13 protein-coding genes are annotated in these 14,154 nt (G+C 74.5%); 9 read left to right on the top strand and 4 right to left on the bottom strand.

The window, feature by feature from the left end:
* Positions 1–1,017: 1,017 nt before the first annotated feature.
* Positions 1,018–2,193: a polysaccharide deacetylase family protein gene (locus ACFCY1_RS30730; protein ID WP_375876693.1), complete on the bottom strand. Its 1,176-nt coding sequence runs from the start codon at positions 2,191–2,193 to the stop codon at positions 1,018–1,020.
* A gap of 371 nt (positions 2,194–2,564) precedes the next feature.
* On the opposite strand from ACFCY1_RS30730, the gene ACFCY1_RS30725 reads away from it, so the two are divergent.
* The 3 genes from ACFCY1_RS30725 (at position 2,565) to ACFCY1_RS30715 (ending at position 4,168) form a co-directional block, all read left to right on the top strand.
* Positions 2,565–2,837, top strand: coding sequence for a hypothetical protein (locus tag ACFCY1_RS30725; protein ID WP_143204765.1), 273 nt, complete (start codon positions 2,565–2,567; stop codon positions 2,835–2,837).
* A gap of 280 nt (positions 2,838–3,117) precedes the next feature.
* Positions 3,118–3,669 (top strand): sugar transferase, encoded by a 552-nt coding sequence (locus ACFCY1_RS30720; protein WP_375876692.1) that lies wholly within the window; start codon positions 3,118–3,120, stop codon positions 3,667–3,669.
* Positions 3,670–3,679: 10 nt separating this feature from the next.
* Positions 3,680–4,168: an NUDIX domain-containing protein gene (locus ACFCY1_RS30715; protein ID WP_049656056.1), complete on the top strand. Its 489-nt coding sequence runs from the start codon at positions 3,680–3,682 to the stop codon at positions 4,166–4,168.
* A 59-nt stretch (positions 4,169–4,227) separates the two neighbouring features.
* Here ACFCY1_RS30715 and ACFCY1_RS30710 read toward each other — a convergent pair whose 3' ends face one another.
* On the bottom strand, positions 4,228–4,767 hold the full coding sequence (locus tag ACFCY1_RS30710) for a PTS-dependent dihydroxyacetone kinase phosphotransferase subunit DhaM (RefSeq protein WP_082345992.1): 540 nt from the start codon (positions 4,765–4,767) through the stop codon (positions 4,228–4,230).
* 355 nt (positions 4,768–5,122) lie between these two features.
* Here ACFCY1_RS30710 and ACFCY1_RS30705 point away from each other — a divergent pair, with 355 nt between their 5' ends.
* The 4 genes from ACFCY1_RS30705 (at position 5,123) to ACFCY1_RS30690 (ending at position 8,328) form a co-directional block, all read left to right on the top strand.
* On the top strand, positions 5,123–5,350 hold the full coding sequence (locus ACFCY1_RS30705) for a DUF397 domain-containing protein (RefSeq protein ID WP_234348556.1): 228 nt from the start codon (positions 5,123–5,125) through the stop codon (positions 5,348–5,350).
* 759 nt (positions 5,351–6,109) lie between these two features.
* Positions 6,110–6,604 (top strand): hypothetical protein, encoded by a 495-nt coding sequence (locus tag ACFCY1_RS30700; RefSeq protein ID WP_049656052.1) that lies wholly within the window; start codon positions 6,110–6,112, stop codon positions 6,602–6,604.
* Between the two features lie 80 nt (positions 6,605–6,684).
* Positions 6,685–6,768, top strand: a complete 84-nt coding sequence (locus tag ACFCY1_RS30695; protein ID WP_350526312.1) for a putative leader peptide — start codon at positions 6,685–6,687, stop codon at positions 6,766–6,768.
* Positions 6,769–6,936: 168 nt separating this feature from the next.
* Positions 6,937–8,328, top strand: coding sequence for an acyl-CoA dehydrogenase family protein (locus ACFCY1_RS30690; protein ID WP_375876691.1), 1,392 nt, complete (start codon positions 6,937–6,939; stop codon positions 8,326–8,328).
* 65 nt (positions 8,329–8,393) lie between these two features.
* Here ACFCY1_RS30690 and ACFCY1_RS30685 read toward each other — a convergent pair whose 3' ends face one another.
* On the bottom strand, positions 8,394–9,389 hold the full coding sequence (locus ACFCY1_RS30685) for an aminoglycoside phosphotransferase family protein (RefSeq protein WP_074006389.1): 996 nt from the start codon (positions 9,387–9,389) through the stop codon (positions 8,394–8,396).
* 773 nt (positions 9,390–10,162) lie between these two features.
* Here ACFCY1_RS30685 and ACFCY1_RS30680 point away from each other — a divergent pair.
* Entirely contained in the window at positions 10,163–11,644 is a 1,482-nt protein-coding gene (locus tag ACFCY1_RS30680) for a hypothetical protein (protein WP_049660292.1), read from the top strand.
* 91 nt (positions 11,645–11,735) lie between these two features.
* On the opposite strand, the gene ACFCY1_RS30675 is transcribed toward ACFCY1_RS30680, so the two are convergent.
* The gene (locus tag ACFCY1_RS30675; RefSeq protein WP_375876690.1) at positions 11,736–12,326 is read right to left on the bottom strand and encodes a hypothetical protein; all 591 of its coding nucleotides are present in this window, start codon (positions 12,324–12,326) and stop codon (positions 11,736–11,738) included.
* A 290-nt stretch (positions 12,327–12,616) separates the two neighbouring features.
* Here ACFCY1_RS30675 and ACFCY1_RS30670 point away from each other — a divergent pair, with 290 nt between their 5' ends.
* Entirely contained in the window at positions 12,617–14,128 is a 1,512-nt protein-coding gene (locus ACFCY1_RS30670; protein ID WP_074006359.1) for a HEAT repeat domain-containing protein, read from the top strand.
* Positions 14,129–14,154: the final 26 nt, after the last annotated feature.

Here is a 14,154-nt window from a genome sequence, read left to right as displayed (position 1 = left end):
AATCCCGTCGGCCGCTTATTTTTTTAACAACCTCCCGGGCCCCCCCGCCCTCCCGGCCAAACGCGCGGGGGGGCGGGCGCCCCGCCCCCCCCCCTGGCGGCGCGCGACATGTCGTTCGGCCCCACTTCCCCCCCCACGACCGCTTCGAGCGGCACCACCCCCGGCTCAAGCGGCCAATCGCCCTGGCCTCTACGCGCATAGAGTCCACGGACGCGGGCCCGTGCTCTGCTTGCTTGCATGGGAAGTCGGCCCAGTCGACTTCCTGCGCCATACCCGGATGCAACGGCTGGGCAGCCCGGCTCCTGGAGTCTGTTGGTCGCCAGCCCTGGGCTTGCTGGTGCACAGGAAGTCGGCCCAGCCGACTTCTCGTGGAGTCGCCGCTTCGAATCGCGCAGAAAGTCGGCCGGCCCGACTTTTCGTGCAGCGAGCGTTCCGGGCTTCCCGGCGGCATGCGGGAGGTTGGTCCGATCAAGCTTCGGTGCCGCGCTGGGATGCTGCGGCTATACGGCCCGCGCCCCGAGCCGGTTGATCGCCAGTCCGGGGCCCGCCTGCGCGCGCGAGAAGTCGGCCAGGCCGACTTCTCGCGCAGTGGACGCGCCTGGTCCGGCCACGCCTTCTTCGCGTGGCGAGCGGTCGGCCGTTTGCGGCTTCTGTGTGAACGTGGCGGAGCGCGCCAGAAGTCGGGCGGGCCGACTTCCTGTGTGGCGGCCGGGCTCGCCCAGCCCGTTGAGCGTGCGCTTGCTGCGGCCTCTTGGGGCGAGCCAGAAGTCGGGCGGGCCGACTTCTGGGGTGGGTTTGTGTCGGAAGTCGAGTGGGTGGAGGGACTTTTTGCGGAGACGGGGGTGGCATTCCGGGCGCCCGAAATGACTTGGCTGGGCGCGCGAGAAGTCGGCCCGGCCGACTTTTGGTGCGGGATTGGCTCGAGTGATTGGTTGCTTTGGGGATGGGCTGCCGGGGTGCGCGCCGCACAGGAAGTCGACCCGGCCGACTTCCTGTGCGGCGTGATGGCGCCCGTTGCTAGGCGACGGCCTGGCGGCGCCAGCGGCGGTAGGCGGGTTCGAGGCCGGAGAGGATGGTGTCGAAGCGGCGGGTGCTGGTGGTGGAGTCGACCTGGAGGCGGCTGATCTGGAGGGGATGGGAGGGGAGCCGGGGGCCCAGGCGGTGGTCGGAGAGGAAGCCGAGTCGGTAGCCGAGCTCCTGTAGGACGGTTTCGGCGCGGACGTCGTGGCCGCCGTCCGGGTAGGCGAAGGCGATCGGCGGTTCGCCCAGCCAGCGGGTGAGGGCCTCGTGGGCGCCGGTGATCTCGGCGCGCACGGTGTCGTCGTCGCAGCGCCCGAGGCACGGGTGCCCCTGGGTGTGGTTGCCGATCGCGACGCCCCCGTCCCGCAGGGCGAGCAGGTCGGCCGGGGTCAGCTGCTCCTGGCGGGGCGGCCGGCGGTCGGCGCTGACCCGCAGTTCGTGCAGACTGCGCCGCCGGTCCGGGTCCGGCATGGCCTTGAGCCGCCGGAGCAGCTGGGACGGGTGTCCGCAGTCGAGCGAGCGGGCCCGGCCCCCGTGCCGGGCGAGGAAGTCGGCCTCGTGCCACCAGAACGGCCGTTCGGTGCCGATGAGCTCCGAGATGACGAACGCGGTGGCCGGAATGCCCCGGGCGTCGAGGGCCGGTAGGGCGTGGGTGAGGACGCTCCGGTCGGCGTCGTCGAAGGTGACCAGGACGCTCCGGGGCGGCAGTGGCCGCCGTTCGGTCACGGCCTGGAGGACCGCGCCGAGCGAGACCGGCGTGGCGAGCCGCTGGAGCCGGTCGAGCTGGGCGCCGAACGAGCGGTGGTCGGTCACCCCGTGGTACGCGAGCACCGCTAGCCGTTGGGCGGCCAGGGCCCGGAACAGCGGTTGGACGGGGGCGAACCGCAGCCATTCGCCCCGAGCGTCCTGCTGTTCCGTGTCGACGGCCGCCCGGTGACGGCCCCCGCCGTCCAGGTGCGTGCCGTGGCGGTGCTCCTCGCGCCGACGGTCGCCGTGCAGGAGATCGCCGCCGAGCTGATCGCCGTGCAGGTGGTCGCCGTGCGGACGGTCGGTGGGCCGGCCGGTGCCGTGCCGGTCCGCCGACCACCCGACGGTCAGGGGCAGCGCGCGCATACGGGGTGCCGGCCGGGCGCGGGCCATGGAGATCGATGTACTGGACTGGGACTGCGGCACGGTTCCCCCTCGTTCGCCGAGCGGCGTGGCGGTACCGCCGGAGGACGGAGCCCGGCCTCCGACTCCAGGGGCGGCGGCTCCGCTCCTGGATATTCCTGTTCTCGGTGGGGGGTTCACACCCGTCCCTCGAACGGCTCCTGGATCACTCAATGCCATTGAGACCGCTGCACGGGACGGATGGTTGTACCGGGGGGACGAGGATTTTTCGTGGACTGATTGTGGAGCCGGAATGCACGCCCGGACGCCTCGGACACACTTCGGGGCGGGCCCGGCGTGCCGCTGACCAGCCCGGATCCACCGGTTGCGCAGCGTGTCCGGACCTTCACTCCCTGCGGGCTGCCACCCGCGCCGCCCCGGGGTACCTTGGGCTCATGGCAGATGCGGACCGTGACCCCTTCCACCTCCACGGGGCCTCCCGGATGGCTCGCGCGTGCAGCGGCGGAGCCCTGGTCACCCACCAGGTCCCGCTGACGGTGGTGGGCCTGGCCTGCCTGGCGCTCGGCATCGTCGTGGCCGTGTTCGTGCCGGACAGTGACGGGCCGGCCTGGGCGATGGCGGTGGCCGGCTGTCTGGCCGCGGGCGTCCTGCTGCTCGGCCGGATCGCCTTCGGTGTGTTCCGCGACCGGCGCCGCGCCGCGCTCTGACGGCGCCCCGGCCGGCGTACCGGCCGTACGGTCGGCGGGTTCCGTCCGGGCGTTGCCCCCACCCGTAACGTCGATCGCTCTCGGAATTCCGAAACGGCCGATCGAGCGAAATTGGTCAGACCGACTGAATATCGTCCAGTCGGACAATCTCAGGCCCTCTTCTTTCACCATTCCCGGACGACAGCTTCATCCCGCCTCTACTGTGAAGGCGTTCTTCCGGCTCGAAGCGCCGTGGAGGTGGAGCGATGAGCGGTAGACCGGATCGCGCCGCGGCCGTCTCATGAGACGCGCCGGCGACCTCGCCGTCGCCGCCCTGGCCGCGGTCGTCGCACTGCCGCTGGCCCTGCTGATCGCCGTCCTGCTCCGCTGCGGCACCGGCGGCCCGGTCCTCCAGCGGCAGATCCGGACCGGCCGGCACGGCCGCGAGTTCCAGCTCCTGCGCTTCCGGACCGGAGGGGACGGCCGGCTCACCGCCCTGCTGCGGCAGTCCGGTCTGGACGAGCTGCCGCGGCTGTGGAACGTGGCGCGCGGCGACATGGGGGTGATCGGGCCCCTGCCGGTCGGCCCGGACCAGGCGGCGCACTACTCCCGCCGGGAGCGCGGCCGGCTCGCCGTCCGGCCCGGCCTCACCGGCTGGGCCCAGCTGCAGGCCCTGAGCCGCGGCCGGACGCCCCGCCCGCTCAGCCGCCCCGAGTGGGCGGAGCTCGACCTCTGGTACGTCGAGCACCGTTCGTTCGGGCTCGACCTGCGCATCCTCGGCCTCACCGTGCTCGCCCTGCTGCGGCCCGTCACCGGCCGGGCGCACCGGGTCGGCCCGGAGCCGCCCCGATAGGCTGCGGCCCATGGCCATTCCCCCCTTCCTCGCCGAGCTCCGCGCCATCGTGGGAACCCGCCCGCTCTGGCTGAGCGCCGTCGTCGCCGTCGTGCTGGACGACCGCGACCGGGTGCTGCTCGCCCGCCGGGCCGACGACGGCCGGTGGGCGCCGGTCGGCGGCATCCTCGACCCCGGCGAGCAGCCCGCCGACGGCGTGGTGCGCGAGTGCGAGGAGGAGACGGGGGTGGTGGTCGTGCCCGAGCTGCTCGCCTCCGTCACGGTCTCGCCGCAGGTCACGTACCCGAACGGCGATGTGACGCAGTACCTGGTGCTGACCTTCCGCTGCCGCGCGGTCGGCGGCGAGGCGCGGGTGAACGACGACGAGTCGCTGGACGTCGGCTGGTTCGGGCTGGACGAGCTGCCGCCGATGATCGAGAGCGAGCACGAGCGGCTGCGCCACGCGCTGGAGTGCGAGGGCCCGGCGGTCTTCACCTGGGAGGGCAAGGAGCGCCCCTGAGCCCGGGGGCGGGCCGATCACGGCCCGCCGCAGGTCCTCAACCACCCGCCGGCGCCGGGTCAGCCCTTGTACTGCCGGTAGGCCTCCTCCGCCGCGTCCAGCACCGCGGCCAGGTCCCCGCCCGCCGTGGCGGTGGCGGTCGCGGCCACCGCGCCCTCGACGAACGGGGCGTTGGCGAACCGGACCGGGAAGGGCAGCCCGTGCTCGTCCGCGTCGGCCAGCAGCGCGCGGACGGTGGTGACCGCCCCGCCGAGGTCGGCGAGCACCACCACGCCGTGGCCCTGGTCCACCCGCCGGGTCGCGGCGGCCACCAGGACGGCGCTGATGCCCGGTCCGTCCGACGGGTCGCCGCCGGTCGCCGCGACCGGCGCGGGGGAGTCGGATCCGGTCAACGCGAGCGCGAGGGAGCGTACGGCGGTGGCCAGTTCCTGGCTGTGCGAGACCAGGACGATCCCGACCCGCCCGTGGGTGGCGGTCCGGGCGGGGGTCGGCCGGGGCAGCTGGGTGGGTGAGGGGGGCGTCCGGGGTGCCGGGGGATGGGCCGAGGGGGCGTCGGAGATGGGGATGACGTCGGCGCGGGTGCCGTCCCGGCGGCTCATCGGCTGCTCCCTCGAACGGGTCGGTCGGTGGATCGTTCTGGCAAGGCGCGCTCGGTCGAACCGGTCATCCCGGTCGGTCAGGGCGGAGCGGCGGAGCGGCCCGGGCCCCGGCACCTCCCGGGCCGGGCCGGGGAAGCGGTCGTACGGCGCCCTGGCAGCACTCTGGCAGCTGCCCGCCGCCCCCGCCGGTCGGGACACGCCTCGACCCGTCCTCCGGTCGCGCCCGTCCCCGCCCGGAGGAGTCCTCGTCAACCCGCTGACCGGGGCCGGGCGGTGTGGCTAGGCTGGCCCAGGAACGCCGTCGGGAGGAGATCGGTCAGTGGGATCCAACAGCGGGACGGACACGGAGGTCAGCGTGGTGCAGCCGGATCTGGCGCCGAACGGGAAGCCCAGGGTGGACTTCACCGGGGCGGAGTGGCTGTGCAGCAGCCAGGGCGTCGGCGACGTGCAGATCGCCTTCGTGGACGGATACATCGGGATGCGGGACGGCCGCCAGGAGGACGGGCCGGTCCTGGTCTTCACGCCGGGCGAGTGGCGGGCCTTCGTGCTCGGCGCCCGGGACGGCGAGTTCGACCTCACCTGAGCCGAGGCGCGCGGAGCCGGTCGGCGCCGAGCCGGCGCCCGGCAGCACGGGAGCGGACCCCCGGTCGACGGGGGTCCGCTCCGTAGACGATCTTTCGGGTCCGAAACATCACAACTGATGATCCATTGAGCGTGCCCCGTCAGAATTTCTGTTGACTGTTAGACAAACGCAGCTCAGAGTAAGAGCACGGGCAGACGCCGTGCCCACCGCCCCCACGCGGCCAGACACGGCGCCTGCTGTGCGGCCCGGCAGTACTGCCAGGCCATCCTCCCAGTCATCCCCTGCGCACCGGGGTGCGTCGGCCGGTCCCGGCCCCGAGATGGGGCCGGCAGTCGCCGGGAGGTTGGCGCCGAAGCCGAGAGCGACTCGGATGACGGCACCGGTGCTCGGGACCCGCACGCCCCCACGCGGCGGCGTCCCGAGCAGATCCACGGGAGCGACGGGCCGGGGCCCCGCGGATCTGGCTTGTGAAACTTGGAACTGTTGGCTTGTGTGTTCGTGCTGTGTGCGACGACGAAGCTGGGTGCTCGGCGGTTCGGCACGACAAGTGCACAGTGAGGGAAACGCGTGTAGGGCCGCGTTGCGACATGCCGTCCCCCCGGAGGGTGAAACCCAGAACGGCTGTCGTGCTGAACCGAACGTAGCCCGGACGGTTGCTCAGAGTCAACATTGGTCTCTGAGCGTCGATCTCCCGGCCACCCCCCGGCGGTGCCCCACCCACCTCGCGAACGCGGTGTGCCGGACACGTACGATGTTCCCATGTCTTTTCTCCGCCGTCGCTCCGGACAGCCCGCCGGCCCGGACTTCGACGTGCTCGCGATGGACCCGGGCGACTGGCCCGGTGACTTCGGTGCGGCCATGATGACCGGCCCGGACGGCTCCTGCCAGGGGATTTTCCTGCGCTACGACCTGTTCGGCGGCAGAGGTCCGGCGATGTTCATCGGCAACCTCCCCGAGGGTTCGCCCGCCCGGGAGACCGGCGACGAGGTGCCCTTCGAGGTGCGGCAGCTGCTCGCGGCGCTGGAGAACGACGAGCCGGTCGAGTTCGTCTCGGCCGAGGACTTCCCGGTGATGCTCGGGGACGACCTGCTGATCGTGAAGAAGGTCAAGGTCAGCGAGGAGCGCGTGTTCTGCGCCCAGTTCGGCCGCAGCGACGGCGTCCTGGTCACCGTCGCGTCCTGGGACCGACCGATTTCGGACGACCTGTATCAGCTGCTGAAGCCGCTCCCCGCGGACATGTTCCAGCAGGGCTGATCCCGCCGGGGCCGGCCGGCTCCGCCCGGGGGTCGGACGCTGCTTGACGGTATCGATCAACGGTTCGTACAGTCGCGAACATGCCGTGCCGCCTTCCGCTGCTGACCCGTCGCAGGCATCTGGACCTGCGGCGCACCGCCAGCGCGGCGTGTCCGGGCCGCTGAGGGGGGATTCGTCCCCCGGCGGCGGGCGATCGGCCGGGTGTCCGGTCGGCGCCGGGACCAGGGGCGGGCCGTGAGCCGGCCTCCGGGGCCGCCGATCGCCACCGCGCGCCCGTACGGCGTGCCGCCCGCACCTGCCGAGCCCACGCTGCCGCCCGGAGGCACAGCATCATGACCACTCGCGCCGCCAACCGTTCGACCGCCGAGCGTTCGTCCGAGGACCACGCGTCCGACGACCGCCCCGCCGACAACCGTTCGCCCAGGAGCGCGTCCGCCGGACGCCGTTCGCGGACCGCCGCTCCGTCGGCGGGTTCCGAACCGACGGGTTCCGGCCATCTCGAATCCACCGGTTCCACACCCACGGGTTCCGCCCCCGGCGGCCCCGTCGGCGCGGCACCCGACCGGAGCGCGGTCGAGACCGCCCTCGCCGGACTGCCCCGGGTGGTCGACCTGCTGGCCGCCCGCGCCGAGGAGCACGACCGCGACGCGACCTTCCCGTACCAGGGGATCGAGGCCGTCCACGAGGCCGGACTGCTCACCCTCACCGTCTCCGAGCGGTACGGCGGTCCGGGCGGAACGCTCGCCGACACCGTCCGGGTGCTGTCCCGACTCGGCCGCGGGGACGCCTCGGTGGCCGTGGTCACCGCCTTCACCCTGCTCCAGCACGCCGAGCAGGCCCGCCGGGCCGACTGGCCGACGGCGGGCTACCGGCGGCTGCTCACCGAGTCCCGGCGCGGCCCGGCGCTGGTCAACACGCTGCGGGCGGAGCCCGGCGCCGGGGCGGGCGAGCTGCCCGGCACGGTCGCCCGACGGGACGGCGACGGCTGGCTGCTGACGGGCCGGAAGACGTACTGCACCGGAGCCGAGGCGCTCGCCTGGATGGCGGTGACCGCGCGGACCGACGAGGAGGAGCCGCGGATCGGCACCTTCCTGGTCCGCGGCGAGAGCGAGGGCCTGGAGATCGACCCGACCTGGGACCAGCTCGGGCTCCGGGCCAGCGCCAGCCACGACGTGGTGCTGGACGGGGTCCGGGTGCCGGGCGACCTCGCACTCGGCCTGACGAACGGTCGCCGGACGGCCCGTCAGAGTGCCGACGCCGACGCCGAGCTCTCGTCGGCCTGGCACGACCTGGCCCTCTCCGCCGTGGCGATCGGGGTCGCCCGGGCCGCCGAGGCCTGGCTGATCCGCTTCCTCAACCAGCGCACCCCGGCCAATCTGACCGAGCCGCTCGGCACCCTGCCCCGCTACCGGACCGCCCTCGGCGAGATCGAGGCCCAGCTGATCGGGGCCGAGGAACTGGTCGAGGGCCTGGCCTCCCGGGTGGACCGGGGCGACCAGGAGGCCGTCGCCCGGACCGGTCCGGCCCACCTGCTGGCCACCCGGGCCGCGACGGCGGTGGTCCAGCAGGCCGTCGCCCTCACCGGCAACCCCGGCCTGAGCCGGCGTCACCCGCTGGAGCGCTACCTGCGGGACGTGCTCAGCAGCCGGGTGCACCTGGCCCCCGACGAGACCGTCCTGGAGGCCGCCGGCCGGGCCGCCCTGGAGCGGGGCGCCCGGCCGTAGGGCCCGTGGTCGAACTCCCGGGCCCGGCGGGTCCTGACGGTGGTCCGACGGGCCCAGGCGGTGGCTCAGCGGGTCCCGACCGCGGCGCGGACGGCCCGGCGGGCGAGCGCCGCGTCGTCGTAGAGCCGGCGGATCATGATCCGCTGCTCCTCGCCGGCGCCCGGCACGTCGTACAGCCGGATCTCCCGCATCAGCACCAGCACCAGGTTCACCAGGAACGCGTCCCGGGCCAGCGTGCCGCCGCTCTGGGCGAGTTGGCTGATCTGGCGGCGTGCCGCGGTGTCCCCGGACAGGACGCTCCAGAGCACCGCCAGGTCGTAGCCGGGCAGGTACCAGCCGGCCTGCTCCCAGTCGACCAGCACCGGTCCGGACGGCGCCAGCAGCATGTTGCTGAGCAGGGCGTCGCCGTGGCAGAGCTGGAGCGGGGTGCTGCCGAGGCCGTGCAGCAGGCCGCGGAGGTCGCCGGCGTCCCGGTCGGTGAGCTGGCCAACCGAGTGGTAGCGGGAGATCTCCAACTGGTAGTCCAGGCGCGGCTGGAAGACGTCGGTCGGCGGCCGCCACAGGTTCAGCGTGCGGACCGCGGTGAGCAGCGCCCGCACCTCGCCCGGGGTCGGCGCGTTGACCGGGTGGCGCTCGCGGGCCGCCGGGCGCCCCGGGACGCGCTCCATGACCAGCACGCACCGGTCGTGGTCGGCCGCCACCAGCCGGGGCAGCCGCACCGGCGGACGGTGCCGGACGAACGCCCGGTAGACCGCCACCTCGTGGTGGAAGTCGGCCACCAGCTGCTCGAAGTACTCACTCCGCACCGCCTGCGGCGCCAGGCACTTGGCGACCACCGGAGCCCGCCCGATGGTGCCCGCCACCAGGATGTGGCGGCTGCCCTCGCGCAGGACCTGGCGCGGGGTGAACGCGGGACATATCCGCGAGACGCCCGCGAGCGCCGCCCGGACCGCCGGGGTCTGGAGCGCCGACGGGTCGATCCGCTCCGGGCCGCCGCCGACGGGCAGGCCGGGCCGCCGGGCCCGCAGCACCTGGCCGTCGGCCTGCCGGGCCAGCGGCATCCGGCCGCCGCCCGGCAGGGCGGTCTCGGGGGCCCGCAGGCCCAGTGCGGTACGGGTGGCGGGGCCCAGCGCCGTACGGCCGGTCGGGACGACCCGGGTGTCCGTGGCCCGGCCCTCGGCGCCGCGCGGGACCGCGGGACGGCTCGCCGGGGGCACGGCCCTGGGGCCGGTGCGGCCGGCGGCTGCGGTGGGGGGGCGCAGCGCTGGGCGGGTCGCGGTGGGCGTGGGGGTCGTCGCTGAGGAGTACATGGGCTGAGGGAGGTCCCTTCCGGTCCGTCGGCGGGTGCTTGCCCCGCGGGGGCGGGGGAGGGCCGGTGCCGTGTGCTTCCTGGCGTGACGGCGGCCCTGCGGGTGGTGCGGTACGTCGTGCGGTGCGCTGCTCCGCGCGGTACCCCGTAGCGGTGCGGTCGGTGGTGCGCGGGCGCCGGGCACGGACGCGGGGTCGGGAACCCCTGGTCGGCGGTGCTCCGGCCGTCCGCACCCTGGGGAATGCGGTCGGCCGGACTGCCGTGGCCGTGCCCGGCGCTCCCGCGCCACCCGGCCGCGCCACCCCCTCGGGTGAGGACCGGGAGCGCCCCGTGCCACCGTCGGGGGACAGCCCCGACGCTGGTGGGACACCGCCCGACCCGGGGGGCGAGGTGGCGCACCCCTACAACACACCCGTCGGGCACTGGCTTAGTAGTCTGGCGGGCCCTGGCGAACGGTGGCGAATGCTCGCCCGGCACTTGCCCGAGCCTCTAGCCTCGGATCAGCCGAGGAACCTGGGGGCTTCGTTGAGCAGGGAACCCAACACCCGACTGGCCGACCTGTTCGTCCTGACCGGATGGTCGAAGGGCGAGCTGGCGCGGCTGGTCAACCGTCGGGGTGCCGCGATGGGGCAGCTGCAGCTGTCCACCGACACGTCGAGGGTACGGCGTTGGATCGAGCAGGGGGAGATCCCGCGCGATCCGGTGCCGAGGGTGCTGGCGGCCGTGTTCACGGAGCGGCTCGGCCGTGTCGTCACCACTGAGGACCTCGGTCTGGAACGACACCGGCCCACCAGGTCCGGAGCGGACGCGTCCGCAGCAGTGCCATGGTCGCCGGATCGAACAGCCGCGGTCCTCACCGAGTTCACGGGAATGGACCTCATGCTGAACCGACGTGGATTGGTGGGCGCCGGAGCCGCGCTCACGGCCGGGGCGGTCATCGCCGACTCGCTGAAGGGCTGGCTGGGCGGGGACGCGGTCGCGTACGCGGCCTCCGTCCCCGGGCCGCGACAGGCGGTCGCCGGGGGCGGAGCGCACCCGGCGGCGGACGTGTACGACGCGGGCCCGGTCGGGCTCGACGAGGTGGAGTCGCTGGAGCACTCGGTACAGGTGTTCCGGGCCTGGGACGCGGCCCGCGGCGGCGGGTTGCAGCGCAAGGCGGTGGTCGGTCAACTGAACGAGGTCGGCGGCCTGTTGACGCACCGGCACGCACCGGCGGTGGAGCAGCGGCTGTGGCTGGTCGCGGCCAACCTGGCGGTGCTGGCGGGCTGGATGTCGCACGACGTGGGGCTGGAGCCCACCGCCCAGAAGTACTTCATGATCGCGGCCGACGCGGCCAAGGAGGCCGGCGACCGGCCACGGGCCGGCGAGGCGATCTCCCGGGCCGCGCGGCAGATGGTGCACCTGGGCCGGGCCGACGAGGCGCTGGACCTGATGTCGGCGGCCAAGGCGGCCGGCGGACGGCTGCTGCCCAGAACGCGCGCCATGCTCAACACCGTCGAGGCGTGGGCGCACGCCTCGATCGGGCACTCCCAGGACACCTACCGGCTGCTCGGGGAGGCCGAGGACCTGTTCACCGAGGAGGCGCCGGAGCCACCGCCCTCGTGGATGCAGGTGTTCGACGAGGCCGAACTGCGCGGCATGCAGGCCCTGGTGCTGCGCACGCTCTCCGAGCACGACCCGGGGGCGGCCCCCGAGGCCCGCCGGCACGCGGAGCGGGTGATCACCCTGCGGGAGGGGACCGGGCAGCTGCGGTCGGCGCTGTTCGACCGGATCACCCTGGCCTCGGTGCACCTGCTCACCGGCGAGCCGGACGCGGCGCGGTTCCAGGCCAAGATGGTGATGAACCTGATCGGCCAGAACTCCTCGCACCGGACCTGGGACCGGCTGCGCGAGATGTACCGGCTGACCGCGCAGTACCGGGGGCTACCCGTGGTGGACGAGCTGCGGGAGGAGCTGGGCCGGGCGCTGCGGGCGGCGGACGCCAAGAACCGGCGCCGGCTGACCTGACGGGCCCGCGGACGTACGGGCCCGGGCCGGGCCGTCGGGCGCGGTACGGCGGGGCGGGGGTTGTGGGCTCGGGGTGAGAGGGGCCGTGCGCTCAGTGCGGCGGGGCCGGGCGGAGCAGCATGCGCAGCGCGACGACCGTGCCGTCGGTGCCGAGGACGGGCTCGCCCGCGCACTCGACGCCGTCGTAGCGCCCGTCGGACCGGCGGACCCGCAGGGTGCCGGCGGCGCAGCGGCCGTGCACCAGGGCGTCGGTCATCATCCGCCGCAGCAGCGGCCGGTCCGCCTCGGGGAGGCGGTCGGGCAGCCGGTCGAGGCTGAGCGGGCCGTGGCCCGGCTCGCAGCCGAGGAGGAGGTAGGCCTCCGGGCTCCACTGGATCCCGTCGGTCAGCAGATCCCATTCCGCGGAGCCGATCGGGCCGTCGTCGGTGATCGCGTCGTGGTCGCCGTCGGCGCCGAGGTACGGGCCGGTCGGCTCCTGGGCCGTGCCGTCCACTCTGCCGTCCGTTCCGCTGTCGGCGTCGCCCGTACCGTCGCCCGTGCCGTGTCCGCCCGGGCCGCCGGCGCCGACCGTGACGCCGCTCGCCGCGCCGCTCCCGGCGCTCGCCGTGCCGCCCCCGCCCGCCGGGGCGCCGTCCACGTGGGCGGCTCCCGGCGGGCGGGTGGCGCCTAATGGCATGTTCATGGCGGACCTATCGCTCGGTACACGGCCCGCGGTGTGCGGGCCGTTCGGACAGTGAGAAGACTGTCGCACAGCGTTGTCACCCCTGTGGGTGATTTCGACAGAACGCGGGCAAAATTTCCGCTGGCATATGCCACTGTGGCCGGAGCCGTCGTCGCCCTGTGTGCGGACGGGGGCCCGAGGCGGTAACCTTCGGTGATTCCGGCGCCCGGGCGCCCACCGCAGTACCGACCAGAGACCCCGGCGACGGAAATCCCGTTGCCACTCCGACCGCCGCAACGGATGCTGACCTCATGTTCGAGCCAGTGATAGCACCCAGTGCCAGCCTCCTAGGCCTCCTTCAGCGAGGCCGTGGTGACGGGCAGCTCCACGCGCTGGCCGCCGACCGTGCCGAGGCCATCGCCGCGCTGGAGGAGTGCGTCACCAGGGACCCGCGAGCCGACTGGCAGGTCGAGAGCCGCTCCCTCTACTACGCGCGCATCTACATGGACCTGGAAGCCCCCCTCGAGGGCATCGAGGACCACCTCCACTCCGCCGAGGACCTGGTCACCGACGACGAGAGCCGCACCGGCCTCGCCCTTTCCGTCCTGGGCCACCTCGCCGCGTACGGCCGGCGCGACGCGCTGCTGATGCTGCGCGAGTACGCCGCTACCGGCGCCAACTGGGCGTGGGCCCTCGACGAGCTGGCCCTGCGCGACGACGACCGCGGCCTGCTGCTGCTCGGCACCGCCGTACTGGACCACTTCGAGCCGGGCCCCGAGGGCGACGCCGAGCTGCGCGAGTTCATCCGCAACGCGTACGAGCCCCGGCCCTGGCGGCTCTGGGCGGCCTACCACCCCAGAGTGGCGGCGGCCAGCGAGCAGTCACCCTTCGACCTGTGGCAGCGCCAGATCAACCGCAGCGGGGTCACCCCCGGCTGGTCCACCGCCGACGTGCTGGCCTGGGCCGACCAGGGCGAGCTCGGCGGCCTCGGCGCCGGCGCCTTCCTCGGCCGGCCCGACGCCCGCCCGGAGCCCGCGCGCGGCCCCGACTCGCCGTCCGGCCCCGACGCGGTGGACCGCCGCGCCGCCGCGGCCGCCCGCTGCCTGACCGCCGTGGTCCGGCCGGAGGACCGTCCGCTGCTGCTGGAAGCGGCCCGCGACGGCCTGCCCGGCGCCCGCCGGGCCGCCCTGCGCCACCTGGTGGAACAGCGCGACCCGGCCGCCGTCGAACTGATCGAGGCCGCCGCCGCGGACGTGGACGACCGGATCGTCCGGGCCGCCCTGGAGCTGCTCGGCCGGATGCGCGGCCCCGAGGTGCTGACGCACGCGCGCCGCTGGGCCGACCCGGCCAGCGGCGGCGCCGACAGCGCGCTCGGCGAGGCCGCCGTCCAGCTGCTCGCCGACGCCGGGGAGCCGGCCGACGCGCCGCTGGTGGTGGCCGGGCTGCGCCGCTGGATCTCCGTGCGCGGGGTCAGCGGTACCGGGCTCGGGTCGCTGGTCGACGGTGCGGGGCGGCTGGCCGCCGCCGACGCCGTCCCGGTCCTGCGCCACGTCTACGGGGAGGCCGCCTCCTCCGAGCTGCGCGGACGCGCTGCCCAGGCGCTGGCCGCGACCGACGTGCACTTTCCCGAGGGGCCCGCCGTCGAGTGCCTCTGGGACTGCGAGGAGTCCACGCGTGAGCTCGCCGCGCGCCATGTCGCCACCACGGGCGACGCGCGTGTGCTGGAGCGGTTGCGCAGGCTCGCCGCCGACCCGGCCGAGGAGGCCGAGGTCCATGCCGCCGTACGCGGCCGGCTGACCGCCGCCCGGGAGTTCGGGCGTTAGGGTCCACAACGTTCGGTGGGCCGGGA

This window comes from Kitasatospora sp. NPDC056273 (assembly GCF_042268845.1).
In the GTDB taxonomy this organism is placed as follows: domain Bacteria; phylum Actinomycetota; class Actinomycetes; order Streptomycetales; family Streptomycetaceae; genus Kitasatospora.
Note: the sequence above shows the minus strand (reverse complement) of the source record. Positions and strands in the feature narration are given on the sequence as shown.

Excerpts from the sequence above, each read along its gene's own strand:
- ACFCY1_RS30725 (WP_143204765.1), top strand. The coding sequence starts at position 2,565 with ATGGCAGATGCGGACCGTGACCCCTTCCACCTCCACGGGGCCTCCCGG.
- ACFCY1_RS30720 (WP_375876692.1), top strand. The coding sequence starts at position 3,118 with ATGAGACGCGCCGGCGACCTCGCCGTCGCCGCCCTGGCCGCGGTCGTC.
- ACFCY1_RS30715 (WP_049656056.1), top strand. The coding sequence starts at position 3,680 with ATGGCCATTCCCCCCTTCCTCGCCGAGCTCCGCGCCATCGTGGGAACC.
- ACFCY1_RS30710 (WP_082345992.1), bottom strand. The coding sequence starts at position 4,767 with ATGAGCCGCCGGGACGGCACCCGCGCCGACGTCATCCCCATCTCCGAC.
- ACFCY1_RS30700 (WP_049656052.1), top strand. The coding sequence starts at position 6,110 with ATGTCTTTTCTCCGCCGTCGCTCCGGACAGCCCGCCGGCCCGGACTTC.
- ACFCY1_RS30695 (WP_350526312.1), top strand. The coding sequence starts at position 6,685 with ATGCCGTGCCGCCTTCCGCTGCTGACCCGTCGCAGGCATCTGGACCTG.
- ACFCY1_RS30690 (WP_375876691.1), top strand. The coding sequence starts at position 6,937 with ATGACCACTCGCGCCGCCAACCGTTCGACCGCCGAGCGTTCGTCCGAG.
- ACFCY1_RS30685 (WP_074006389.1), bottom strand. The coding sequence starts at position 9,389 with ATGCCGCTGGCCCGGCAGGCCGACGGCCAGGTGCTGCGGGCCCGGCGG.
- ACFCY1_RS30675 (WP_375876690.1), bottom strand. The coding sequence starts at position 12,326 with ATGAACATGCCATTAGGCGCCACCCGCCCGCCGGGAGCCGCCCACGTG.
- ACFCY1_RS30670 (WP_074006359.1), top strand. The coding sequence starts at position 12,617 with ATGTTCGAGCCAGTGATAGCACCCAGTGCCAGCCTCCTAGGCCTCCTT.